At 72.2% G+C, this 23,210-nt stretch carries 21 protein-coding genes; 8 read left to right on the forward strand and 13 right to left on the reverse strand.

Annotated features, from left to right (window positions below; genetic code table 11):
• Positions 1-24: 24 nt before the first annotated feature.
• Both IW245_RS23050 and IW245_RS23055 read right to left on the reverse strand, forming a co-directional pair.
• Positions 25-1,257 (reverse strand): lipase, encoded by a 1,233-nt coding sequence (locus tag IW245_RS23050; RefSeq protein WP_197005251.1) that lies wholly within the window; start codon positions 1,255-1,257, stop codon positions 25-27.
• A gap of 128 nt (positions 1,258-1,385) precedes the next feature.
• Complete coding sequence (locus IW245_RS23055) at positions 1,386-4,277, reverse strand: M36 family metallopeptidase (RefSeq protein ID WP_197005252.1); 2,892 nt, start codon at positions 4,275-4,277, stop codon at positions 1,386-1,388.
• A gap of 264 nt (positions 4,278-4,541) precedes the next feature.
• Between IW245_RS23055 and IW245_RS23060 the strand changes: the two genes are divergently transcribed.
• Positions 4,542-5,399 carry a L,D-transpeptidase gene (locus IW245_RS23060; RefSeq protein ID WP_197005253.1) on the forward strand — a complete coding sequence of 286 codons (858 nt, stop codon included), beginning with the start codon at positions 4,542-4,544 and terminating at the stop codon, positions 5,397-5,399.
• On the opposite strand, the gene IW245_RS23065 is transcribed toward IW245_RS23060, so the two are convergent.
• The 3 genes from IW245_RS23065 to ligD all read right to left on the reverse strand — a co-directional run bounded on the left by IW245_RS23065 (position 5,396) and on the right by ligD (position 8,188).
• Positions 5,396-6,196: an SDR family NAD(P)-dependent oxidoreductase gene (locus tag IW245_RS23065; RefSeq protein ID WP_197005254.1), complete on the reverse strand. Its 801-nt coding sequence runs from the start codon at positions 6,194-6,196 to the stop codon at positions 5,396-5,398. The two genes, IW245_RS23060 and IW245_RS23065, sit on opposite strands and share 4 nt — an antisense overlap.
• An 89-nt stretch (positions 6,197-6,285) precedes the next feature.
• Complete coding sequence (locus tag IW245_RS23070; RefSeq protein WP_197005255.1) at positions 6,286-7,164, reverse strand: metallophosphoesterase; 879 nt, start codon at positions 7,162-7,164, stop codon at positions 6,286-6,288.
• Positions 7,165-7,183: 19 nt separating this feature from the next.
• Entirely contained in the window at positions 7,184-8,188 is a 1,005-nt protein-coding gene (ligD, locus tag IW245_RS23075; protein ID WP_197005256.1) for a non-homologous end-joining DNA ligase, read from the reverse strand.
• 132 nt (positions 8,189-8,320) lie between these two features.
• Here ligD and IW245_RS23080 point away from each other — a divergent pair, with 132 nt between their 5' ends.
• On the forward strand, positions 8,321-9,178 hold the full coding sequence (locus IW245_RS23080) for an NAD-dependent protein deacetylase (RefSeq protein ID WP_197005257.1): 858 nt from the start codon (positions 8,321-8,323) through the stop codon (positions 9,176-9,178).
• A 40-nt stretch (positions 9,179-9,218) separates the two neighbouring features.
• Here IW245_RS23080 and IW245_RS23085 read toward each other — a convergent pair whose 3' ends face one another.
• Positions 9,219-9,953, reverse strand: a complete 735-nt coding sequence (locus IW245_RS23085) for a GntR family transcriptional regulator (RefSeq protein ID WP_197005258.1) — start codon at positions 9,951-9,953, stop codon at positions 9,219-9,221.
• Between the two features lie 276 nt (positions 9,954-10,229).
• Here IW245_RS23085 and IW245_RS23090 point away from each other — a divergent pair, with 276 nt between their 5' ends.
• A complete protein-coding gene (locus IW245_RS23090; protein WP_197005259.1) occupies positions 10,230-12,332 on the forward strand; it encodes an alkaline phosphatase family protein in 2,103 nt (700 codons plus the stop codon).
• A gap of 37 nt (positions 12,333-12,369) precedes the next feature.
• Here IW245_RS23090 and IW245_RS23095 read toward each other — a convergent pair whose 3' ends face one another.
• From IW245_RS23095 to IW245_RS23105, 3 genes are all read right to left on the reverse strand, one after another.
• Positions 12,370-12,633 (reverse strand): hypothetical protein, encoded by a 264-nt coding sequence (locus IW245_RS23095; RefSeq protein ID WP_197005260.1) that lies wholly within the window; start codon positions 12,631-12,633, stop codon positions 12,370-12,372.
• Positions 12,634-12,670: 37 nt separating this feature from the next.
• Positions 12,671-14,128 carry a DUF7059 domain-containing protein gene (locus IW245_RS23100; RefSeq protein ID WP_197005261.1) on the reverse strand — a complete coding sequence of 486 codons (1,458 nt, stop codon included), beginning with the start codon at positions 14,126-14,128 and terminating at the stop codon, positions 12,671-12,673.
• Positions 14,129-14,387: 259 nt separating this feature from the next.
• Entirely contained in the window at positions 14,388-14,999 is a 612-nt protein-coding gene (locus IW245_RS23105) for a hypothetical protein (RefSeq protein WP_197005262.1), read from the reverse strand.
• A gap of 73 nt (positions 15,000-15,072) precedes the next feature.
• Here IW245_RS23105 and IW245_RS23110 point away from each other — a divergent pair, with 73 nt between their 5' ends.
• A complete protein-coding gene (locus IW245_RS23110; protein ID WP_197005263.1) occupies positions 15,073-15,216 on the forward strand; it encodes a GPGG-motif small membrane protein in 144 nt (47 codons plus the stop codon).
• A 142-nt stretch (positions 15,217-15,358) separates the two neighbouring features.
• On the opposite strand, the gene IW245_RS23115 is transcribed toward IW245_RS23110, so the two are convergent.
• On the reverse strand, positions 15,359-17,512 hold the full coding sequence (locus IW245_RS23115) for an Hsp70 family protein (protein ID WP_197005264.1): 2,154 nt from the start codon (positions 17,510-17,512) through the stop codon (positions 15,359-15,361).
• Positions 17,513-17,557: 45 nt separating this feature from the next.
• Here IW245_RS23115 and IW245_RS23120 point away from each other — a divergent pair, with 45 nt between their 5' ends.
• Both IW245_RS23120 and IW245_RS23125 read left to right on the forward strand, forming a co-directional pair.
• Positions 17,558-18,034 (forward strand): methylated-DNA--[protein]-cysteine S-methyltransferase, encoded by a 477-nt coding sequence (locus tag IW245_RS23120; RefSeq protein WP_197005265.1) that lies wholly within the window; start codon positions 17,558-17,560, stop codon positions 18,032-18,034.
• Between the two features lie 119 nt (positions 18,035-18,153).
• Positions 18,154-18,666, forward strand: a complete 513-nt coding sequence (locus tag IW245_RS23125) for a barstar family protein (RefSeq protein WP_197005266.1) — start codon at positions 18,154-18,156, stop codon at positions 18,664-18,666.
• A 106-nt stretch (positions 18,667-18,772) separates the two neighbouring features.
• Here the strand turns inward: IW245_RS23125 and IW245_RS23130 are convergent, their stop codons facing one another.
• Entirely contained in the window at positions 18,773-19,945 is a 1,173-nt protein-coding gene (locus tag IW245_RS23130; protein WP_197005267.1) for a PP2C family protein-serine/threonine phosphatase, read from the reverse strand.
• A 160-nt stretch (positions 19,946-20,105) separates the two neighbouring features.
• Complete coding sequence (locus IW245_RS23135; protein WP_197005268.1) at positions 20,106-21,620, reverse strand: carbonic anhydrase; 1,515 nt, start codon at positions 21,618-21,620, stop codon at positions 20,106-20,108.
• A 215-nt stretch (positions 21,621-21,835) separates the two neighbouring features.
• Here IW245_RS23135 and IW245_RS23140 point away from each other — a divergent pair, with 215 nt between their 5' ends.
• Positions 21,836-22,039, forward strand: coding sequence for a cold-shock protein (locus IW245_RS23140; RefSeq protein WP_197005269.1), 204 nt, complete (start codon positions 21,836-21,838; stop codon positions 22,037-22,039).
• 132 nt (positions 22,040-22,171) lie between these two features.
• A complete protein-coding gene (locus IW245_RS23145) occupies positions 22,172-22,543 on the forward strand; it encodes a hypothetical protein (RefSeq protein WP_197005270.1) in 372 nt (123 codons plus the stop codon).
• On the opposite strand, the gene IW245_RS23150 is transcribed toward IW245_RS23145, so the two are convergent.
• The gene (locus IW245_RS23150) at positions 22,540-23,181 is read right to left on the reverse strand and encodes a DedA family protein (protein WP_233473154.1); all 642 of its coding nucleotides are present in this window, start codon (positions 23,179-23,181) and stop codon (positions 22,540-22,542) included. The genes IW245_RS23145 and IW245_RS23150 overlap by 4 nt on opposite strands.
• Between the last annotated feature and the right edge of the window lie 29 nt (positions 23,182-23,210).

Below are 23,210 nucleotides of genomic sequence, written 5' to 3' on the forward strand. Positions count from 1 at the left end.
GGGACGCCAGCCGCCGGCGGGTGCTCAGAGCTGGCTGAACCAGCGGACCGTCGCCGCCGTGCCCCGCACGTTCGAACTCAGGTGCGCCGACCCGTGATAGTCGCCTTCGGCGAACGTGATGAGGTGCGGGTCCACGCCGTGCGCCCGCAGGCCCGCGACGCAGCTGGCCGTGTTGGCGTTGGCCGCCTGCTCGTCGGCGGCGATCTCGAACAGCCGCACCGGCACCCCCGGGGTCCAGTCCGAGCACACGGCGTCGGTGACCCGCAGGGCCGCGGCCAACCGCTCCGGCGGGTCGCGGAGCAGGTCGAACCCGTGCGGGGTGAGCAACCGCCCGACCGTGTCCGGGGTGTCGCGGAACAGCACCTCGCCGGGGACCGTGCCGTCGAACAGCGCCTCGACCCGGTCGGCGTAGGGGGCCTGGAACACCTCGTCCGGGTGGTCGTAGAGGTGGAGCTGCCGGTCGAAGGAGACCAGGAACAGCGCCGAGTAGATCACGCTCAGTTTCGGGTCGAGCTTGCCGTCGAGCAGGGCGGGGATTTCCGCGCCGCGCAGATCGTAGGCGCCGCTGATCGGGGCGAGGGCCGCGAGGCGGAACCACGGGTCACCGCCTGACTGCAGTTCGCGGCCCAGGCCGAGCGCCGCCGAGGCCCCCTGGGAGAAACCGGCCGCCAGCACCTGCCGCCTGAGAACCTTTCCCTTTCGGGGTACGAACTCCCGCGCCGCCCGCAACAGGTCCACCGAGGCGGTGGTCTCCGAGGGGACGTCCATCCAGGGGTGCGTCCCGGGGCCGGTGCCCAGCCCGAGGTAGTCGGCGGTGACCGCGGCGAACCCGGCGGCGGCGTACGTGATCGCCGGGGCCTGTCCCCAGCCGTCCTCCGCCGGCATGGACGGCGCGTCGCCCCGATAGGAGGTGGTGCCGTGCGAGTAGGACACGGTGCGCAGTTCGCGCTGGTCGTTGCGGGGCAGTACGAGCAGCCCGCTGGCCGTGGTGGGCCGGCCGGCCACGTCGACGGTGCGGTAGACGAGCCGGTAGGTGTCGACGCCGTACTTCGCGGCGCCGTCGTCGAACTCCGCGCCCCGCAGCGCGGCGGCGACCTCTTCGGCGGAATAGTAGGTGCGCATCGGGGTCGCGGAGACCAGCCGGCCCCGGGCGTCGCCCGACGCGGTGGCCGGACCGGCCGCTGCCCCCACCGTGCCGGCGACGAGGCCCGCGAGCAGCAGACCGGCGACGGCACGTCGTCCTGTGTAGATCCTCATGCGGTCGACGCTAGTTTTCGCCGGCCACGGGCTGAATCCTGTCCACCCCCGTGTTCGGGGTACCGCTAACCCCACCGACGGCGAAGGCGGGGCCCGCGAACGGACCCCGCCTCCTTACCTAGCGGATGTTACGAGGCGCTGCCGTACACCGACAGCTCCGAGGTGGACACGTAGGAGCAGCCACCGAACGGGCCGGGGCACGCGCCGCCGACGTCCGCGAGCTGGTTGCTCAGCATCGTGTACCGGAAGAACTTCACCCCGGCCGACGTGCCCGCGTTGAGCGGGATCGTCACGTTCTTGCCGCGCTGGGGAACCCCGAAGTGACCGGTCGCGGCCACCTTCCAGGTCGCGCCGTCCGTGGACGACTCCAGCTGGTAGTCACCGACGGTGGCGCTGCCGCCCACGCCGCAGGCCGAGGTCGGGTTGATGATCAGCGAGGTCACGTTGACCGCGACCGGCAGCTTGATGATCGCGTACCGGGACTTGATCGAGGTCGGTCCGGTGAACTCGGTGTTCGACACCCAGCCGGAGCCGAGCGACTGGTCGATCAGCGCGACCTGGTTGCAACCGGCGCCGAAGTCGGGGCCGTTGAAGCCCGAGATCGCGGCGCCGCCGCCGACCGAAGCCCACTCGCGGGCCAGGGCGAAGTTCGCCGTGGCGGTCGGAGCGTTGACGGTCCGCGGGCCGGCCACCGTGTCGTAGCCACCGCCGACCGCGCTGAACTTGGTGTACGTGCCGTAGGTGACACCACTGATCGTGTAGGTGCCGTCCGCGGCCGTGACCGCGTTCAGGTTGCCGCCGATGGTGCCGGTGTGGCCACCGAAGGAGATGCTGACGCCCGCGACCGGCGCGCCCGTGACGTTGTCGGTCACGGTGCCGGAGACGGTGCCCTGGGGGGTGCCCGGGGCCGGCGGGAGGCTGAAGTCCTCGGTCGGGGCGGTGTCGTCACCGTTGATCGAGCCGGCGAAGTAGCCCATGCCGCGAGCGGCGAAGGTCTTCCAGATCACGCCGTGGTACTTGCCGCCGAACACGACGGTGTCGGCGAGCAGGATCGCGTTGCGCTCGTCGAGGTACGACGGGTTGCTCGGCGACAGCTCCATCGCCCGGGTCACGAGGGACTCGGCGACCTCGCTGCCGACCTCGCAGCGCAGGTCCCACAGGGTCTCGACCCAGATCTCGCCGTCGGCGTGCACCTCGGGGCCACCGGCGGAGATCTTGCCGAAGTCGCCGTAGGTGTAGCCGCCGGGGCCGCTCTTCGCGCCGCCCGGGCAGGCCGGGTCGGTCGTGCCGACCTTGCAGTCGATCGGCTGGCTGCGGATGCCGTCGAGGCCGTGGCCCACGAAGTCACCGAGGCGCAGGTCCGCCGCGAGCTTGCGGTCGGGCTGCGAGCCCTCCTTCACGAGCAGGTCCATCGCGTACCAGTCAGACCACGCCTCGCCCATCGAGCCGGCCTGGACGTTGCCCAGGGTCGACATGCCGTTGGCGTCCACGACGAGCCGGTTGGACAGGCCGTGGGTGTACTCGTGGTAGACGATATCGGCCGAGTCGCCGCTGTTCGCCGACAGCCACGGGAAGTTGCCGTCGTTGTAGAACAGGTACATCTGCATCCGGGGCGACGAGCCGTCGGCCGGGGTGTCCATGTTCGCGTTGTTGGCGTTGCCGCCCGGCATCCCGTTGTCGGAGTTCGCGCCGTCCATGGCCTCGCCCTGGACCGGGTCGCCGTCGCGGGCGTCGAAGTTGCCGGCCTCACGGGTGAACCCGATCGGGGCCGCCTCGAGGTGGTCGTGGAACTTGCCCAGGAAGTAGTACAGCTGGACGGCGTTCTGGTTGGCGTTGGTCCGCCACGAGCCGGCCGTGGCCGGGTTCCAGGAGCACTGGTAGTGGCTGGAGCACGGCGCGCCGTCGGTCTTGATGAAGTTCTTGAAGTCGTACTTGAAGGTGCCGTCCGTGTTCGGACCGACCTCCTCGTCCGCGTCGGCGATGTTGTTGTTGTTCAGGTCCAGGTACACGTGCGCGTTCTGGCCCGACAGGTTCTTCGCGTCCTTCGGCAGACCCGACAGCGTGTTCTCCTCGCTGTCGCCGCCGCGCAGCGCGCCCGGGAAGTAGTTCCACGTGTTGCCAGTGGCCTGCTTCGGGTCGGCCTCGTGGTCGACGAGGCTCTTGCGGTAGAGCACCTGACCGGTCTCGGCGTCGAGGACGTGCAGGTAGTGCTCGCCCTTCGCCGGCCGGACGGAGACCTGCCACGCGAGGCGCGGGCCGGCGGCCGTCTGGAAGACGACCTGGGTGGCGGTGGAGTCCTTGGTGACCGGGGCCTTGGCGTCCCCGCCGACGTCCTTGAGCGCCGTACCGCGCGCGGCGGTGGCGTTCACCTTCGGGGCGGCGAACCCGGTCGGCAGACCGGCGACCGGGGAGCCGTCGATGGAGATCAGCGAACCGTCCTTGGCGACGTGCGCCTTGAGACCGTTGTTGAAGACCGTGACGCCGTTGACCTTCTGCACGAAGGACAGGTGGTGGGAGCCGACAACGTCGATGTACTCCTGGCGGAGCACCAGGCCCTCGATGTCGGCGTTCTTGAGGCCGAACGCGTCGGCGTGCTCGCGGACGTAGTTGATCGCGATCTGCGCCGGGTTGCCCTTGCTCGGGCCGGCGAGGAAGCCGTCGAGCTTGCTGACGGTACGCGGGGTGCCGGTCAGCGGGTCGAGGTCGACGGTGCCCTGCACGCCGAGCTCGGCCTTCAGGGCGCGCAGGCCCGGACGCGGGGCAGCGGCGAGGGCAGCGGACTTCAGCTGCAGCGTACGCTGGCTGGCCGAGGCGGTCCGCGAGTCGAAGAACTCGCCCTTGTCGCCCTTGGCGCTGTCACCGAACGAGGAGATCGGGGCCAGTGCCCCGTGCGGGCTCAGGCCCGGGTCGCCGTGCGCCACGGCGGGCGCGACGCCGGCGGCGAGCACGGCCGCGACGGCCGGGATGAGCCGGCCGTACGGGAGGCGTCGCCGAGGGGCGGACGGGGAGGGTAGTGCCATGGGAACCCCCTGGTTGAACACGTAAGGGATGTCGACTCGACACCCCTGCACCCGGCAGCCTGGTAGTTCCAAACAGGACGGCACAATACTGTTACCCGAACCGTTATTGATTCGCTTCACGCGGTTAAGGAAAAAACTAGAAAGTCATCGAAGCGCGTTTCTATTGACGCACCCCTTATTACATTTTCTGTTACAAGTATTCTCGCGAACGGTCACGCGCCGATCACAACTCGAACTCGGCGGGCCGACCTCTAGAATGGCCAGGTGAGCAGCCCCTTGCGTACCCGTCGGCTCTGGATCGTGCTGGCCGCCTGCTGCGTGCTCGCCGCGCTGGTGGGGGCCGTGGTCCGGTGGGGCTCCGCCGGGCCGGCCCCGCGCGCCGCCAGCTCCGCGCCGACCACGGCCACCGTGCCGACGAGTGCGCCGCCGACCACCCCCGCCGCCGTCCCGCCGCCCGCCGGCCTGCCGGTCATCACCTACGACCCGGCGCCGAAGGGATTCCCGGCCGACCCGGAACCCGCCGGCCGGACCCGGACCGCCGAGGGCCTGCACCCCAAATCCAACCTCGGCGTGTACGACGCCCCGGGCGGCACCCCCCTGGCGTTCCTCGCGCCCACCATCCTCGGCGTGCCGGTGACCGTGCCCATCGTGGCCCGCTCGGCCGGCTGGGTCGCGGTGCTGCTGCCGTCGGCGAACCGGACGATCGCCTGGACCCCGCCCGGCGACTGGGACGTGACCCCGCTGCGCGACCAGATCGTGGTGCACAAGGGCAGTCACACACTGGAGTGGTACCGCGACGACGCGCTGATGCGGTCCTGGCCCGTCACCCTGGGCGCCAAAGCCACCCCGACGCCACTCGGCCGCACCTTCGTCCTCGGCCGCTCCAGCCTGGTCGGCGACGTGTACGCCGGCACCGACGTGTTCGCCCTCGGCGCGATCCCCGACGACCCGGAGGCCGTGCCGGCCGGCCTGCGGGGCGCGCACATCGGCATCCACACCTGGTACAACGACTACACCCTGGGCAAGGACGACACCGACGGCTGCGTCCGGCTGACCAAGTCCGGCCAGCAGCTCCTGCTCAAGGAGATCGTCCCGGGCACGTCCGTGGTGGTCGTCGACTAGCGGAGGTCGTAGAAGAAGGCCGGGTGGCCTGCGGTGATGCCGCCGTCCACCGGGAGCACCACCCCGGTGATCCAGGCCGCGTCCGCGGAGGCCAGAAACGCCACGGCCGCGGCGATGTCCTCCGGCTCCCCGACCCGCCCCAACGGGTATTGCTTCGCGAAGCTCTCCAACTCCTCCGGCCGCCCCTCCCACACCCGGGTGCGCACCGTGCCCGGGGCGACCAGGTTGAACCGGACCCAGCCCGGGCCGGTGCCGAGGAGCTCCCTGCCGCGCCGGCCGTAGCGCAGCGCCAGGTTCTGGGTGAGGCTGACCAGGCCAGCCTTCGCCGCCGAGTACGCCTCGCCGCCGAACGCCGCCAGCCCGTTCACCGAACCGATCGACACTACGCTGCCGCCGCCCGGCGCGCGCAGCAGGTGCGGCAGCGCCTCCTGCACGCACCGCACGGCCCCGCCCAGCGTCGGATCGGACTGCTGGGCCCACTCGTCGTCGCCGGCCTTCTCGAAATCCCACTCCCCCGCGACGCCCACGTTGTTGACCAGCACGTCGAGCCGGCCGAACCGGGTGGCCGCCGCCGCGACGGCCGAGCGGACGGCCTCGCGGTCGCGGACGTCGCAGTGCGTGGCGAGCGCCCCGCCGCCGTGCTCGGCGAGGGTGCGGGCCAGCGCCCCGGCGGCCTCACCGTCGAGGTCGGCGACGACGACGGCCGCGCCCTCGGCGGCCAGCCGGATCGCGATGGCCCGGCCGATCCCGTGCGCGGCACCGGTCACGAACGCCACCCGGCCGTCGAACCGTCGCATCGGGCCCCCTTTTTCCGAGAGATCTCAGCGTACGTCCGCCGCGCCGTTCCGGGTGGCCCGTCCCGGGCGCGTCCGACGGGATGTCGCGGCTACTTCGGCTGGTGTTCGGTGCGGCCGCCGCGCGTCCACAACCGGTGCAGGACCGAGTCGCGCTGCCGGGGGATCGGGCCGGCCACGGGCAGCGGGACAACGAGGATCCGACCGCCGTCGTACGCGCCGCCGTCCACGGCCGTCACCCGGCCGCCCGCGTACGTCACCGGGCCGGTGACCTGGCCGCGGGCGACGCCGAAGTGCGAGGTCAGGGTGCTGTGGCCGTGCACGATCGCCCGGCCGCCGAACGCGCCGAGCAGAGCGTCGACCGCCCGGGACGCATCCGCCCCCTGAAACGCGTTGCGGTCGCAGATCCGCCGGGTCGCCTCGAACCACTCGCCGACGTCGGTGGTGTCCATCGTCCGGGCCACGGCGGCGTTCACCTCGGCGACCGTGCGGCCGAACTCCAGGTAGCGGGTGGTGTCGGAGTGCAGCAGCAGATGGTCGTCGACGAGCGCCACCGCCGGCAGGGCGCGCAGCCAGGCCAGGTGCGCGCCGGTCAGCCCGTCGAGGTCGGCCTGCCTGCCGCCCCACAGCAGCCACGTGCCGAGCAGGCCGCCCGGGTGGTCCCAACCGGGGACCGGGGCCGTGCCGAACCGGTGCGCGCCGAGGAGTTGCAACTCGTGGTTGCCCAGCAGCGCCCGCACCTCGCCGCCTGCGGCCCCGGCCCGCGCGGACAGCTGACGGATGTCGTCGATCACGCCGAGCCCGTCGGGGCCCCGGTCGACGTAGTCGCCGAGGAACCACAGCCGGGCGTCGGCGCCCGTCCAGTCCCCGGCGGCGTCGGCGAGACCGGCCGCGCGGAGGGCCGCCCGGAGTTCGGCGCGGTGGCCGTGCACGTCGGCCACGACGTACACCGGAGATGTGGATCTTGTCATTGGCCCAGGTTACCGCAGGTCAGTCCTTTGCCCGGCTCGGCTGGACCCGCTTGGGCTCGCCCGGCATCTTCGGATAGTCCGGCGGGTACGGCAGATCCCCGTTCCCCTCGCGCTCGTCGCGTTCGGCCCACTCCAACAACGGGGTCAGGTCCACCGCCGCGTCGTCGATACCGGCGTGCGGGTCGCCGATCCGGGCGAACCGCTCGGCGACCGTGGCCAGATCGAAGTCGTCCGGCTCGACCCGGGTCAGCTCGTCCCAGGTCACCGGCGTGGACACCGTGCCACGGGCCGTGGCACGCAGCGAGTAGGCGCAGGCGATCGTGCGGTCCCGGGCCATCTGGTTGTAGTCGACGAACACCTTGACGCCCCGCAACTCCTTCCACCACGCGGTGGTGACGAGGTCCGGGCGGCGGCGCTCGATCTCCCGGGCGATGGCGATCGCGGCCCGGCGGCCCTCGATGAAACCCCACCGGGGGAACATCCGCACGTAGATGTGCACGCCGCGCCCGCCGGACGTCTTCGGCCAGCCCGTCCAGCCGAGTTCGGCCAGGATCTCGCGGACCGTGCCGGCCACGGACACCGCGTCGTCGAAGTCGGTGCCGGGCTGCGGGTCCAGGTCGATCCGGAGCTCGTCGGGGTGGTCGACGTCCGTCCCGCGCACCGGCCACGGGTGAAAGACCAGGGCGTTCATCTGTACCGCCCACAGCACGTGCGCCAGGTCCGCCGGGCAGAGCTCGTCGGCGGTCCGCCCGCTCGGGAACGTGATCTCGGTGGTCTCGATCCAGTCGGGCACCCCTTTGTGGGGTACCCGCTTCTGGAAGAACATCTCGCCGCCGACCCCGCCGGGGAAACGCTGCAACATCGTCGGTCGGTGGTGCAGCGCGCGCATGATGCCCTCGCCGACCGCCTGGTAGTAGTGCACGACGTCGAGCTTGGTGAAGCCGCGTTCCGGGTAGACGACCCGCTCGGGGCTCGACACCCGCACGGTCCGCCCGGCGACCTCGATCTCGACCGCATCACCCATGATCAGCACCCTACGACCGGCGGGTGGTCCCTGGCGGGTGGTTGGAATATTCCGCCGGGGCGGAAACGGGACGCGGGGGCACGGACAGCCCGTGGGACGTGGGGGCACGGGGCGGCGGGGCATCATGGTGGGGTGGAGAAACTGGCAGAGCTGGCCCGGCTGGTCGAGGGCGGCGGGGTCGCCGTGCTCAGCGGGGCCGGGCTGTCCACCGAATCGGGCATCCCCGACTACCGGGGGCCGAAGAGCGTCCCGCGCACCCCGATGACGTACCAGACGTTCACCGGCGACCCGGCCGCCCGCCGGCGGTACTGGGCCCGCAGCCACCTCGGATGGCGCACCATCGCCCGGGCAGCCCCCAACGCCGGCCACCACGCCGTCGCGCGCCTGCAGGAACAGGGCCTGCTGTCCGGCGTCGTCACCCAGAACGTGGACGGCCTGCACCAGGCCGCCGGGGCCAGCGACGTCGTCGAACTGCACGGCAACCTCGACCGGGTCGTGTGCCTGACCTGCGGCGACGCGCTGTCCCGCGAGGAGCTGGAGTCCCGGCTCACCCAGGCCAATCCGGGGTTCGACGCGCAGGTCGCTGCACTCAACCCGGACGGGGACGTCGAACTGCCCGACGAGCGCGTCGCCGGCTTCCACATCGCCGACTGCCAGACCTGCCACGGCGGGATGCTCAAGCCGGACGTGGTGTTCTTCGGCGAGACGGTGCCCGCCGACCGGGTGCGGACGTGCTTCCAGCTGGTCGAGAACGCCCGGCTGCTGCTGGTGCTCGGATCGTCGTTGACTGTGATGTCGGGGCGGCGGTTCGTGCTCCGGGCGTCAAAGCTCGGCATCCCGGTCGCGATCGTGAACCAGGGCCCGACCCGGGGCGACTCCTACGCGGCGCTCACGGTCGACGCGCCGCTGGGCGTGGCCCTACCGGAACTGGCCAGACTCACCGGCGCGCGGCGGATCGCGGGGACGGCGAACACAACCCCGCCACGCTGACCAGCACCGACCCGTCGCGTCCCGCCGACCACGTGCTTGTTCACAGTGCACGGCGGGCCAGCACCGGGACGCCCGAGGTGGTGTGGATGTCGAAGGTCACGACCCCGATCCGGTACCGGTCATCCGAGCACTCCACCGGCCGCCCCGCAGGCGTCGCGCTCACCCGGCGCGCGCGCAACAACGGGCTGCTGCGCCGGACCCCGAGCAGGGCGGCGTCGCGCACCCCGGCGGCCACCGCGTCGATCAGGTGCTCGGCGTGCGCGAACACCGCGCCGAGCTCGTGGTGCAGCCGGTCGGTCACGGAGTCCGCGCGCGGGTCGATCCGCTCGACGGCGTCGGCGATCCAACCGGCGTAACTGGTCCGTTCGAGCATGGCCGGCTCGCCGTCCAGGCCGCGCAGCCGCAGGACGGCCAGCACCTCCCCGCCCGGGTCGAGCTGGAGCAGGCCGGCCTCGCGGACCGTGGCCGGCCGGCGGGCCATCGAGATCACCTCGCCGCTGGGTTGCCGGCCCTGGCGGCGGGCCCACTGGGCGAAACTACGCAGCTCGGCGAGGCTCTGGGTGCGCTCGGTGCCCCGGACGAGGTGCCGGGCGCCCTGCCGGGAACTGATCAGGCCCTCGGCGGCGAGGATGGCCAAGGCGTGGCGGACCGTGCCCCGGGAGACCCCGTGCTCGGCGGCCAGCTCGGCCTCCGTGGGCAGCGGGGCGCCGACCGGGAGCGCGCCCAGCGCGATGGCCTGACGGAGGGCGTCGGCGACGCCGCGGTGCAGCACCATGTTCACCTCCGAGTTGTGCACACCTGGCGGCCGGGGTCGACGCCGTTGCCAGTGTAGAACCCGGCCGGGATTCGATGGAACCTGTACAGGTGTCGCCGGCTGACGCCAGGAAGTTCCTGCCCGGGCCCCGATCAGGCCGCCCAGTGTTCACCTATGTGAATATCTATTCGTCTGCACTGACTCCCATCTGGCCTCGATCAGCCCCACAATGGGGCCTGACTTGTTCGGACAACTGACCTCGCGCCACGCTGGCGCGGCGACGAAAGGGAGACAGTCATGCTTCCCCCGCTCCGGAAACGATGGCGTTTCACCCTGCCCCTGCTCCTCCTCACCGTGCTCGCGCTCCTCGCGCCCGCCGAGCTGGGCACCGCCCAGGCCGCCGCCAGCAACGCGCTGAGCCTCAACCAGAGCTCCTACACCCCCGGCCAGAACCTGGTGGCGACCTACTCCACCACCCAGGTGTCCTCGACCAACTGGATCGGGATCTACCAGAGCACCGTGACCCCGGGCAGCTCCGCGTCGCTCAAGTGGGACTGGGCGCCGAACGCCTCGGGCACGGTCACCCTGTCGACCAGCTCGCTGTCCCCCGGCAGCTACAAGGCGTACTTCCTGGCCAACAACGGCTACACCCCGGTGACCACCCCGGTGTTCTTCACCGTGGTGTCGGCGAGCACGACGTCCACGCCGACGAGCATGCTGTGCGTCGGCCAGGGCACCTACGCGGCCGGCCAGGCCGTCAGCGCCTCCTACGCGACCGCCTCCCCGTCGTCGAGCAACTGGGTGGCCGTCTACCCCGACACGGTCACCCAGCCGAACACCTCGTACCTGAGCTGGGCGTACGCGCCGAACGCCTCCGGCACGGTCTCCGTGTCGACCAGCGGCCTGGCCGCAGGCAACTACTTCCTCTACTACCTGGCGAACAACGGCTACACCACGCTGGCCAAGGCGGCCCGGTTCTCCGTCGCTGCCACGGCCGCAGGCCCGAACCTGATCGTCAACGGCGACGGCGAGTGCGGCAACCCGTCGGCCAGCGGGTACGACGCCGTGACCCTGCCCGGCTGGCAGATCACGGGCGTGCCGACCGTCGTCGGGTACGACGTGGGCAGCGGTTTCCCCGTCGCCTCCACCCCGGGCCCGGCCAACCGGGGCAACCAGTTCCTCTCCGGTGGCGCGGTCGGTGACTCGACCCTCACCCAGACCGCCGACGTGTCGGCCGCAGGCTCGCAGATCGACGGCGGCGGCGTGACCTACAACCTGTCGGGCTGGCTCGGCGGGTACGCGGGCGAGACCTCCTCGGCGACCGTCAAGCTGGCGTTCCGCAACGCCGCCGGCACCCAGCTGGGCACGTCCCAGATCGGCCCGGTCACCGCGTCCGACCGGGGCAGCGTGACCAAGTTGCTTCAGAGGGCCACCACCGGGACCGTCCCGGCCGGCACCCGCAGCGTCGGGGTCACGGTGCAGTTCTCCGGCGTCCCGTCGCGCAACGCCTCCAACAGCTACAACGACTCCTACGCCGACAACCTGTCGCTGACCCTGTCGGCCACGGTCCCCGCGCCGGCCCTGCCGGCCCCGGTGGCCAACGCCGTCCCGCAGTTCGACCACGTGTTCTTCGTGATGCTGGAGAACAGGTCCTACGACCAGGTGATCGGCCAGGCCCCGTACCTGACCGGGATCGGCAACGCGAACGTCAAGCTCGGCCAGTCCTACGGGGCCGTGCACCCCAGCGACCCGAACTACATGGCCGTGGCCGGCGGCAGCACCTACGGCCACGTCGACAACCCGATGCCCGGCGCGATCGGCGCGCTCACCGGCAAGCACCTCGGCGACCTGACCGAGGCGGCCGGCAAGCAGTGGCGCGGCTACATCGAGGACATGGTCGCGCCGTGCAACCTGAAGAACAACGGCTACTTCGACCCGGACAACATGCCGTTCCTGTTCTTCCAGGACGTCGCGAACAACCCGGCCCGCTGCCAGGAGCACCTGCACCCGGTCAGCCAGCTGTGGACGGACCTGCAGTCCACCGCGACCACGCCGAACTTCGTGTGGTTCGAGCCGAACACCTGCAACACGATGCACAGTTGCAGCACGGCGACCGGTGACGACTGGTTCAAGAACAACCTGCCGAAGATCCTGAACTCACCGGCATGGACCCAGCAGCGTTCGCTGATCATCATCACGTTCGACGAGGACGACAGCGCCAGCGGCCAGCGGGTGCCGACGATCGTGCTCGGCTCGCAGGGGACCACGAAGACCGGGTTCACCTCCGGGACGCACTACACGCAGTACAGCATGACGCGGACGATCGAGGGGGCGCTCGGTCTGCCGCACATCACGCAGAACGACCAGTACGCGACGCCCCTGAACGACATCTGGCGTTAGTGGCACCCGTCGGGGCCGGTCACCCGGCCCCGACGGATCACGCCTTGGGACGCCGCATCGAGTACGTCACGCGCTGCAGGCGTACGGGCTGGCCGATCAGCCGGTCCGACCGATCGTAGGACTCCCAGCCCTGGGCGCCGGCCCGGTTGAGGTGCGGAATGTCGTTATACCGCTCATCGACGCCCCACCGCTCCCCGCCGCCCGGGCCGTAGAACGTCGCCTCCCAGTCCTGCACGCGATCCGCGCCGAGGCTGCCGGTCGCGATGTACTCCAGCCGCGCGTACTCCCATGTCGTCGTCACCGGACCATCATGCCGCAGCCCCGCCGCGGCCGCCCACTCAGGACAGACCAGACATCCCCACCGGGGACAGGAACCCGCCCTCGACCAGCTCCGGCACCAGCGCCGCCACCAACGCCGGCACGTCACGGCCGTACGACTCCGCCAGCCGGTCCAGTTGCCCGGCCAACGGACGGGCCGGATCGCAGGCCCCGACGAGGTCGGCGGCGAGCGCGGAGACCCGCTCCTGCGACGGCGTCCGGTCGAACGCCCCGGCCGTCGCCAGCCGGTGCCCGTCGACAGCCCAGCCCGTGCCCGAGCGCACCGACTCGACGTGCAACGTCACCTCCTCGGGGACCTCGTAGCGGGCGGCGAGCAGGTCGGAGCCGTGCGCGCGCAGCCAGTCCTGCCGGGCGAACCAGGCCAGCACGTCCCCGCCGAACCGCGGCCACGCCTCCCTGCGCTCCACCCGCACCGTCGGCGCGGCGTGCCCGGCGTTGCGCAACGTCACGACGCCCCAGCCCAGGGACTCGATCCCCTCCGCGTGCAGCCAGTCCAACCAGCCGGTCGTGTCCTCCTCCGGCGAGGTCGCCCAGTGCTCCACGTAGTCCTTCGGCGCGAACGCGTTGGCCTCCACGATCCACGCGTCCAGGCCGGCGTCGGCGGCCAGGCCGGCCAGCCGCTCGGCCCAGTCGACCCCCGCCCGGTGCGCCCACTCCCCCTCGAACTGCATGAGGCCGCCGTCGGTCAGGAGCGCCGGGGCCGCCGCGAACATCTCGGTGATGATGGCGTCGCCGGGGCGGCCGCCGTCGCGGTACACGAAAGAGGGGCTTCCGGGTTTGATGATGAACGGCGGGTTGGCCACCACCAGGTCGAACCGCCGACCGGCGACCGGCGCGAACATGTCGCCGAGCAGCAGCTCCCAGTCCAGCCCGTTGAGCGCGGCCGTGGTCGCGGCCAGCCGCAGCGCCCGGGGCAGCAGGTCGGTGCCCGTGACGTGCTCGGCGTGCTGGGACAGGTGCAGGGCCTCGATGCCGCCGCCCGTGCACAGGTCCAGGGCGGAGCCGACCGGCCGGCGGACCGTGTAGTCGGCCAGCGCGAGGGAGGAGCCGGTGATGCCCAGGACGTGGTCGGCGGCCATCGGGCGGGCCGGGGGCGCGAGGTCGGCGAGCAGCCACCACGGGCCGTAGATCTCCAGGCTCAGGGTCGCCCGTACCCCGTCGCCGTGCGCCTCGACGAGGCCGGCCGCGACGGCGTCGGCCAGTGGCAGCGGCGCGAGGGCCGCGGCCATCAGGTCCGCGGGCACCGTCCGGCCGGCCTGGAAGGCGCGCAGCAGGGTGGCCAGCGGGTCGTCGTCGGCCAGCGCCCGCAGCGCCGGCACGATGTCCCCGCCCTCGACCTCGCCGGCGAGATCGTCACCGAGCCGCTCCGACAGACCTTCCAACGTGTACCCGGCGGCGGTCAGCGCCTCCCGGAGCTGAGCGATCCCTGAACCGTCGAGGAGAGGCTGCTGTTCCACGGCCCAGACGCTACAGGGCGGGACCGGGGTCGACGGGAGGGAGCGGGTGCCGAGGGGACCCTGCCGGCCCGGCGGCCCGTCCTGACAAACCGGACACGCCGAGCGACGTCGGCGGTACCGGTCATGCGTTGTCGCAGGTCGTAGGCTCGAGCCGTGGACATGATCGAGGACTTCGGGCTGGACATCTTTGAGCCGGCGCACGACGAGACCGACGCGGCCGACCCGGCGGAGCACGCCGAACCGGAGTAGCCCGCACCGGTCAGCCGCCCAGTTCGAGCACGTAGTGGTCGCCGTCGTGCCGGAAACCGATCCGGTCGTAGTACGGGGACAGCATCCCGCGCGGGCTCACCACCCGGCGGAAGCCACGGGAGACGAACAGCTGGCTACGCCGGTACACGAACTCGCCCGGGGTCAGGTCGCGGAACCTCGGCGTCACGTAGTCCAGCCCGACCTCCGCCACCCCGTCACCGGCGTCGCGGACCAGCACGACGCCGACCGTCTCGTCCCCCGACACCACGAGGAACGCCAGCCCGCCGGCCGGCCGGGTGAACCCCGGATTGAACCGGGCGATGTCGGCGGCGTGCGCGTCGAGCACGTGGTCGACCATCCCGCCGCCCGAGGCCACCTCGACGACGGCGTACGCGCGCTCGTCATGCCGGGTGGCCAGCAGCCTGCGGAGATAGAAGGCGTTGATCAGGGCCAGAACCACGTTGAGGCCCACCATCGGCCACACGGCACGCGCGCCGTTGTACCCGATCAGCACCAGACATCCGACCAGGTTGAGGGCCCGCAGCCGCAGGATCCGGGTCTGGAGCAAAGACCAGACGAGCACGGCGGAGCCGGCCCAGCCGACAAGATCGAGCCAGTTCATCACGCGAGGCTAGCCGACGGCGCCCGCCCCGGGACGGCGTTTGCCGATCCTCGCCACCGGGTACCCCGAAGACATGACACTCATCTTGTGGCTCCTCGCGGTGATCCTGGTCGTCTCCGGAATCGTCGCCCTGTTCCGCAGACAGGTCCTCTGGGGCATCGTGCTCATCGTTGTCGGGTTCCTCGTCGGCCCCGGCGGCGTCAGCATCTTCACGTGACACCCCACGACGTCCAGAACGGACTCCGGCGCCGGCTGAGACCAGCATCTGACTACGGCGACACCTGCTCCGGGCGCGCCGGCCCTGCCCGGACCCGTCCGGTCGCGCGCGACGGCGGGCAGTGCCGTTCGACCGGCCCGTCCTAGCGGCGTTCGAGGAGCATGTCCACCGCGTCGGTGAGCTGCCACCACCACGCCGTCGCCCGGTACCGGTGCGGCGCCCCCAACGACGCCACCAGCACATCGGCGGACAACCGGCCGGCACGCGCCGCCGCCTGCCCGACCGGCCCGGCCGAGTTGGCCACCCGCTCCGGGCCCAGCAGCGGCGACGGCCGGCCCCGCCCGGCGAACAGCCCGTCGAGCAGCATCACCGCGTGGTCGAGCGCGTCCGCGGCGAGGACCGTCGTCGGGTCGGCGGGCACCGGCTCCCAACTACCGTGCACCGAACGGTGCATCGGGCGCGAGTTGGGCTCGCACGACGCGGCGAGGACCGCACCGATCCCGAGCAGGTCCACCGTCTCGGCCGGGGGCAGGTCCGCCGCCGGCGGGAGAGTGGCCCACGGGTAGCCGGTGACCAGGTCCGGCCAGTCGCGGCGGGTGAGGAAGTCCGCGAGACGATCGGGGGCGCGGAACGCGTACACCCGGCGCGTCGACCCGAGGAACAGTCGGGGGCTGCCTGCGGACAGGGTGTGCACGGGCCCGTCGGGGAGCTGGAGCACGACGGGGCGCGGGGCGGACCGGTCGGGGACGGGCGCGCCGGCCGACGCGGGCAGGTGCGCGGACTGACCGTTCGGGGCCTGGGGAATCGGCGCTGGCGAGTAGACGTGGTCGGACCCACCCGGCGCGGGCGGATAGGTGTAGCCGGATCCGCCCGGCGCGGGCGGGTGGGCGTAGGCGGGGCCGTGCGGCGGCGCGGTCGGGTCGGTGTAGAGGGAGCCGGTCGGCGGGGCGAGGGTGTAGGCCATGGGCGCCGGTTCCGGCTCAGCCCAGATCGGGGCCGGCGGATCGGGCTGCGGCACGACCGGATCCGCCCACAGTGGCAGTAGCGGCGAGGAGAACCCGTCCGACTCGGCCGGCGCGGACAGCGTCCGCAGCTCCTGGGTATCGCCTGACCCGGCCGACTGTAACGGGGCCGGGACGTTGACGGGTGGGCGTGGGGCCTGGACGGTGGCCGGCTGGCCGAGGGTCGGAGCGCTGGCCGGCTGGCGGGGGGCCGGGGCGTAGGCGGCCGCCGCTGTCGGCGGGTCCGTCAGCGCCTCCGGCGGGACGACCAGACTGCCCTCCGCCACGACCAGCTCCGGCTGCTCGAGCACGGTCGGGGCGACCCCGAACGCCCGGTGCAGCAGCGTCGCGACGGCCGGCAGCCGGCTGGACCCGCCGACCAGGAACACCCCGGCGAGCCGGCCCGGATCCTCGGCCCGCGCGCTGACCAGCGCCTCCCGGGTGGCCTCCACCGTCCGGTCGATCAGCGGGCCGGCGAGCTGGTCAAGCTCCTCGCGGCCGATCGGTGCCTCGGCCTCGATGATCGGGACGTACACGAACGCCTGGGCGGTACGAGCCAGCATCTCCTTCGCGCCGCGCACGTCGTCGAGGAACTGCCGGGCCAGCCGCCGGTCGCTGGCGCTGGCCGGATCGGCGAGCCGCGCCCACTCCTCCGACGTCCGAGGCAGCGCGGCCCGCAGGTGGCCGACGAGCGCCGAGTCGATGTCGAGCCCGCCGACGTCGTTCAGACCGGCGGCGGACAGCACCGTGGGGCCGGGGCCGACCACGGAGGCGTCGAAGGTGCCGCCGCCGAAGTCGTACACGACAAGGGCACCGTCGCGGGCCAGGGAGCCGCGCAGCACCGTCGTGAAATAGCACGCCGCGGCGACCGGCTCGGCGGCCAGCTTCGGGGTCGGCAGGCCGGCCCGCAGCGCCGCGTCGGCGAGCATCCGCAGCCGATCCGGCCCCCAGGCCGCCGGGTGGGTGAGCACCACCTCGTCGGGCGGGCCGCCGATCGTGCGGACGGCCTCCGTGTACACCCGGTGCAGCACCGCGGCGACCAGCGTCACGGCCCGGTCTGCGTTGTCGGCGTCGTCGAGCAGCCGCTTCGGGTTGGGCACGAACCGTTCGGGGGCCAGCCGGGCGCTGTGCGCGGCGTCGCGGCCGGTGAGCAGCTCTCCGGCCGGGTTGGTGAACACCCCGGACGGCAACACCGGCGACCCGTCGAACAGCAGCTGGCGGACCTGGCCGTCGGGACGACCCAGGACCGCCACGGTGTTGGAGGTACCGAAGTCGATGCCCAGCCGATGACCCATGCCGCCAAGTTATCGTGCCGCCCGTGATCCGGGTACGGTCGAGGGGTGGAATGGGCCCTGATCCCCGCGCCGTTCGGCCCGCTGGCCGTGGCCGCTGACGAGCACGGCGTCTGCCGGATCCAGTTCGAGGGGGTGCCCGGGCCGCTCGGGGACAGTCCGTATCTCGACAGTCTCCGCGAACAGATGGCGGCGTACTTCGCCGGAGAGCTCACCGAGTTCGACGTGCCGCTGTCGGTGCGGGTCGGGAGCCCGTTCGAGCGGCGGGTGTGGGCGGCACTCCGCGAGATCCCGTACGGCGAGATGGCCACGTACGGGCGGATCGCTACCGATCTGGGCGATTCGGGGGCCGCGCGCGCGGTGGGGACGGCGAACAACCACAACCCGTTGCCGATCGTGGTGCCGTGTCACCGGGTGGTCGGCGCGGATGGGAAGTTGGTGGGCTTCGGGGGCGGGCTGCACCGCAAGAAGCATCTGCTGGAGCTGGAGGCCAGGGTCCGGGTCGAGCGGGAGTTCGGTCTCTGACCTGGGTCGTGGCTGTGCCCCGCCGGGCTCCAGCTCGCGGTTTCGCGTCCAGCGGGTCTCGACTCGCGGCCCGGCCTTATCCAGCGGTCCCCGGCCGGCGGCCGTGACATGATGCGGACATGGCCCGCACGCTGCTGTTCGACGCCTCGGAGCTGCCCCCCGGCGGCTGGGACCGGCTGGACTGGCTGCTGCTGCGCGAGTCGCACGTGCACCGCTGCGCGGACGGCCCCACCCTGGACAGCGCTGTCGCGAAACTCGAGCGCCTCGACTACAAGGTCGTGCGGCTGGCCGCCGGCTCGTGGCGCGACGGGTCCGACATGCACGCGGCGCTCGCCAACGCCCTGGACTTCCCCGGGTACTACGGCCGCACCCTCGACGCCCTCAACGACGTCCTCTGGGACGTGGCCGGCTACGCCTACGGCAGCGACCCGACCACGACGGGTACCGTGCTGGCCCTCGATGGCTTCGAACGGTTCGCGGCCGGCGAGCCGGGCACGGCCGACGCGTTCCTGGACATCTTCGCCAGCCGGGCCCGTACGGCCCTCGTGATGGGCCACCCGATGCTGTGCCTCGTGGAGTCGAGGACGGAGTTCCCCCCGGTGGGCGCGACCCCGGTCCTGCGCTGGCCGTAGCGCCGACCCGACCGCCGCGCACCCGGCCCGGAGGGGCGGGCCAACGCCGCCATGGACGCCGACGACCGCTGGAACCCGGGTCGGTCCCCTCCGTGACCGTCCGGGTTCAGGGCCCTTGGGCCAGGAGCATGATCACGGCGTCGTCGGAGATCCGGCCGCCCTCCGTGTAGTCGAGCAGGTCCTTGCGCAGCGCCTCGGCCGCCGCGTCCAGGTCGGTACGGAAGTCTCGGGTCTGCGGCCGGCGGAGCAGTCCCCGGACGGGACCGGTGGCCCCCCGGACCGGACCGGTGGCCTCCCGGACCAGCCCGCCGAGCCGTTCGGTGAACGGGTAGAAGATGCCGAGCCGGCGGGCCTCGACCACCCCGTCGGTGACGAGGACCAGCACGTCGCCGGGTTCGCACGGCTCCGTCCACACGCACGGTTCGACCGCGCCGAGGTGCCCGAGCCCGAGGGGCGTGCCGGGGGCTGGCGGGCGCAGTTCGCGGACGTCGCCCCCGGCGTCGACGACGAGCGCCGGCACGTGTCCGCGGTGCAGCATCCGCACCTCGCCGCCCCGGAACTCGACGAACAGCGCGGTCACGTAGTCGTCGGGCGGCAGGTGTCGGCGGACGCTGGCCTCGACCTTGCGGGCCAGGTCGGCGAGGTCCGGCACGTCGTAGGCGGCCTCGCGGAACGCGCCGAGGACGACGGCTGCGGACTGGACGGCTTCGAGGCCCTTGCCGCGCACGTCGCCGATGACGACCCGGACGCCGTACGGGGTGGACAGCACCTCGTACAGGTCTCCGCCGATCTCGGCCTCCGCGGCGGCGGCCAGGAACCGCAGCCCGATCCGCACCCCGCCGACGGCCGCCGGCTGGGGGCGCAGGACGGCGTGCTGGGCGGCGAGCGCCACCGAGGTCACATCGGCCAACTGACGTTCACGTTTCTGGCGTAGTCGGGCGAAGTACACGAAAACTATGGTGGAGAAGATGAGTGCGCCGGTGCCGCCGAGGAACCGGTTGTCCTCGAAGGGTTTCTCGACGCCGTCGTAGACGCCGAGCAGCAGCCGTTCGGGCACCGCCACCGCGCCGACGGCGAGCACGACGACCGGCGGGGCGACGATGGCCGCGATGGCCGGGGCGACCAGGAGGTACGCGACGAAGTATGTGTGGCCCCGCCCGATCAGGTCGACGGCGCAGACCATCACGAGGATGAACACCGGCGGTCCCCACTCGCGCCACCGGGCTCGCCGGGCGGCGGGGACCCGGGCGCCAGCGCCCGCCGGACCGGCAACTCTCATACCGGCATTATCGCTTTTGGCCCCACCAGCCGGACGGCTACCCACGAACCACCGTTCCGGGCGGTCTCCACCACCGGCGGAAGCGGGGCGAGGGCGCCGCCACGGCGGGTGATGAGCCGCCGCCCCGGAGGCCCACGCCGGGACTACGAGGGCGCCGGTCTCAGGCCGCCCGCACGTGCCGTTCCAGGTCCACCAGCTCCCCGGTGTCGGGGTCGACCCGCCAGACCCGGGCCGCGCCGATGTCGAAGTACAACCCGAGCAGCCGCAGCCGGCCGGCGGCGACGGCCTCGGCGACGGCCGGATAGGTGCGCAGGTGGGTGAGCTGCTGGATCACGTTCATCCGGCCGAGCCACTCGTGCCCCTTCGTCGACGCCGACTCCGGCCAGGCCCTGGTCTCCCGGAACAGCCGCACACTCGGCTCGACGTGCCGCAGCCACGAGCCGAGCTGGCCCTCGATCCGCTTGCCGCTCAGGGTCGCCTTCATCGCGCCGCAGTCGGAGTGCCCGCAGACCACGATCGTGGACACCCCGAGAAGTCCGACGGCGAATTCCACCGCCGCCCCGATCGACGGATCAAACCCGTTTCTGGGTACGAGGTTCCCGACGTTGCGCACGCAGAACAGGTCCCCGGGCCCGCTGGCCGTGATCACGTTGGGCACGAGGCGCGAGTCGGCGCACGTGATGAAGAACTGCCCCGGTCGCTGCACCCCGGCGAGATCCTCCAGATAGGGCCGGACCAGCGCCGCTCCCCGCCGCTCGAACTCGCGCACCCCGGCGGCGATCGGGTCGCGGGCCCCGACGGCCGACGGCGCGCACTGCTGCCAGGCCCCCCACGGCGCGAACAGCCGCCCGGAGCCGGTGGGCAGGGTCTTGCGGAGCCGGGGGTGGCGGGCGCCGGCCCGCTGGTACCAGCTGTCGTGCACCTCCTCGACCGCCACCCGTCCCCCACCGGCCTCGTGTTCGGTGCGCCAGCGCCGCAGCGCCTCGAAGGCGGCGTGGTCGAGCAGGTCGACGTGCAGTTCGAGGGTGACCGCCGCGCCGGGCGGCACGTTACGCAGTTCGCGGAGCAGCCGGCCCACCCCGAGGAAGACGAGTGTGCCCCGGACGGTGACCCGCCAGCCGGTGTCGGGGCAGGGCTCGACGAGGACGGTGCAGTGCGTGAGCCGGTACACGGCGACGCAGACCGCGGACAGCAGCCCGAGGGCGACGCCGGTGACCAGCCCGCCGACGACCACCCCGGCCGCGGTGGCCAGGTAGGTGACGATCTCGTGGTGCCGCCACAGGGAGCGCAGGTGGGCCACGTCGATCAGCCGGAGTCCGCGCAGTCCGCCGAACAGGCCGGCGAGGACGGCGACCGCGCCGACGACCAGGGTGTGCCGGAATCCGACGTGCGGGGTCGGCCAGAGTTGGATGACGGTGGGCAGGCCGAGCAGGCTGTGCAGCTGGTCCAGGATGACGGTCGCCGCGGCTCCGGTGAGGGTGCCGTGCACGACCGCCGGGGACAGCGCGAGGGCCCGGTTCCCGAGCCTGGTCGCGCCCACGGCAAGTCGGACGCCGGCGGCCAGAACGACCGCCGCGCCCGCGATCGCCCAGCCGTGTTGGGCACTCAGTCCTGCTGCCAGAATGACTACAGCTAGGGGCAATTCGAGGCGAGTAATCACGCTTCGTGTGTCCATGACTACACATTGTGACGTATCTCGCAGGGGGTGTCACCGCCCGCCTGAGCTGTTAGGGTGATTTCCAAGGTTGCAGTCATAGCTCTACGGCACGTGCTCGTTACGCCCGCAAAGTGTGTGACAGGCGGGCGATCGCTTTCCCGAGCGGGACGTTCGCGCAACCGGCCAGCCCACGAGGTGTGGGTCGGTGCTAGCTACGTTGCCAGGGAGAACGCATGGCGCAGGGTGTCGTGAAGTGGTTCAACGCCGAAAAGGGCTACGGGTTCATCACGCCGGACGGCGGCGGTGCTGACCTGTTCGTTCACTTCTCAGCGATCCAGACGAACGGCTACCGTTCGCTGGAGGAGAACCAGCGGGTCGAGTTCGAGGTCACCACGGGTCAGAAGGGCCCGCAGGCTGACCAGGTTCGTCCGCTGTAACCAACAACAGCCACTCACGGGCTCGAGCCGCGCGCCAGCGCAGCACGGGCCCGTGTTTGCATTCCCCCTTCTCCCGGGGCCCGGCGTACCTAGGCTGGACGTGTACCGGCCGCCGTACGAAGGGAACCTCCGATGCCCCGTCCCACCGGTCACCGCGTCACCGCCGACGACGCCCCCGTGCAGTTCGCGGGCTGGGTCTGGTTCGCCCACGACGGCAGGTACCGCCCGGCCGGCGCCGACGTGGAGTCCCTCTACGTCGACAAGAGCACCGGGGTCGAGCGCGTGTCGTTCTCCGAGATCGAGCCCCTGATCGGCCCGGACCTCTACGACGTGAAACTGGCCCGGCACGAGTCCAAGGACGAGAACTTCCTGGTCGTGGAGGGCACCCGCTACCTCGTCGACGACGACCTCTTCGACCGGCTCGGGCTGGACCGCAACAAGCTGGAGACCACCTCCGAGGAGGACCTGCTGGCCATGCCGCAGGGCGAGGACATCCTGCTCTAGCCGTTGTCGGCCGGTCCGTCCCCGTCGATCTCGGCGGCGGATTTGGCGATCCTGCGCTTGATGTACAGCGTCGTGCCCAGCCCGAACAGCACCGCGACCACGAGCGCCACCCAGGAGAAGCCCTTCAGCCATTTCTCGGCGACCCGGCCGACGTGATAGATCGCGTACGTCGTGCCGCCGGCCCACAAGATGCCCCCGGCGGCGTTGGCGACCAGGAACCTCGGGTACGGCACCTTCAGCGCCCCGGCCAGCGGCCCGGCCAGGATCCGCAGCAACGCGACGAAACGCCCGAAGAACACCGCCCACACGCCCCAACGGTCGAACGTCTGCTCGGCCTTGGCCAGGTGCTTGGGGCCCAGGTGCTTCGGGAACCGCCGCCCCAGGCGCTCCAGCAGCGGCCGGCCGCCCCGCCGCCCGATCGTGTACCCGATCGAGTCGCCCACGATCGCGCCCAGACTCGCCCCGACCGCGACCCCCAGCGGGCTGACGATCTTGCTGGCGGCCATCAGCGAGGCGCTGACCAGCACCACTTCGCCGGGCAGCGGGATGCCCATGCTCTCCACGGCGATCACCGCGCCCACCACCAGGTAGACCACCAGCGGTGGGAGGCCGTCCAGCAGTCCCTCGACGAAGTGCACCTTGGTCAACCCCCCGGGCCGTGACAGCG

It is taken from the genome of Longispora fulva (assembly GCF_015751905.1).
GTDB classification, from domain to species: domain Bacteria; phylum Actinomycetota; class Actinomycetes; order Mycobacteriales; family Micromonosporaceae; genus Longispora; species Longispora fulva.

Excerpts from the sequence above, each read along its gene's own strand:
- IW245_RS23125 (WP_197005266.1), top strand. The coding sequence starts at position 18,154 with ATGGCCCGCACGCTGCTGTTCGACGCCTCGGAGCTGCCCCCCGGCGGC.
- IW245_RS23115 (WP_197005264.1), bottom strand. The coding sequence starts at position 17,512 with ATGGGTCATCGGCTGGGCATCGACTTCGGTACCTCCAACACCGTGGCG.
- IW245_RS23055 (WP_197005252.1), bottom strand. The coding sequence starts at position 4,277 with ATGGCACTACCCTCCCCGTCCGCCCCTCGGCGACGCCTCCCGTACGGC.
- IW245_RS23085 (WP_197005258.1), bottom strand. The coding sequence starts at position 9,953 with ATGGTGCTGCACCGCGGCGTCGCCGACGCCCTCCGTCAGGCCATCGCG.
- IW245_RS23050 (WP_197005251.1), bottom strand. The coding sequence starts at position 1,257 with ATGAGGATCTACACAGGACGACGTGCCGTCGCCGGTCTGCTGCTCGCG.
- IW245_RS23090 (WP_197005259.1), top strand. The coding sequence starts at position 10,230 with ATGCTTCCCCCGCTCCGGAAACGATGGCGTTTCACCCTGCCCCTGCTC.
- IW245_RS23130 (WP_197005267.1), bottom strand. The coding sequence starts at position 19,945 with ATGAGAGTTGCCGGTCCGGCGGGCGCTGGCGCCCGGGTCCCCGCCGCC.
- IW245_RS23065 (WP_197005254.1), bottom strand. The coding sequence starts at position 6,196 with ATGCGACGGTTCGACGGCCGGGTGGCGTTCGTGACCGGTGCCGCGCAC.
- ligD (WP_197005256.1), bottom strand. The coding sequence starts at position 8,188 with ATGGGTGATGCGGTCGAGATCGAGGTCGCCGGGCGGACCGTGCGGGTG.
- IW245_RS23145 (WP_197005270.1), top strand. The coding sequence starts at position 22,172 with ATGCCCCGTCCCACCGGTCACCGCGTCACCGCCGACGACGCCCCCGTG.
- IW245_RS23070 (WP_197005255.1), bottom strand. The coding sequence starts at position 7,164 with ATGACAAGATCCACATCTCCGGTGTACGTCGTGGCCGACGTGCACGGC.
- IW245_RS23135 (WP_197005268.1), bottom strand. The coding sequence starts at position 21,620 with ATGGACACACGAAGCGTGATTACTCGCCTCGAATTGCCCCTAGCTGTA.
- IW245_RS23140 (WP_197005269.1), top strand. The coding sequence starts at position 21,836 with ATGGCGCAGGGTGTCGTGAAGTGGTTCAACGCCGAAAAGGGCTACGGG.
- IW245_RS23110 (WP_197005263.1), top strand. The coding sequence starts at position 15,073 with ATGACACTCATCTTGTGGCTCCTCGCGGTGATCCTGGTCGTCTCCGGA.
- IW245_RS23105 (WP_197005262.1), bottom strand. The coding sequence starts at position 14,999 with ATGAACTGGCTCGATCTTGTCGGCTGGGCCGGCTCCGCCGTGCTCGTC.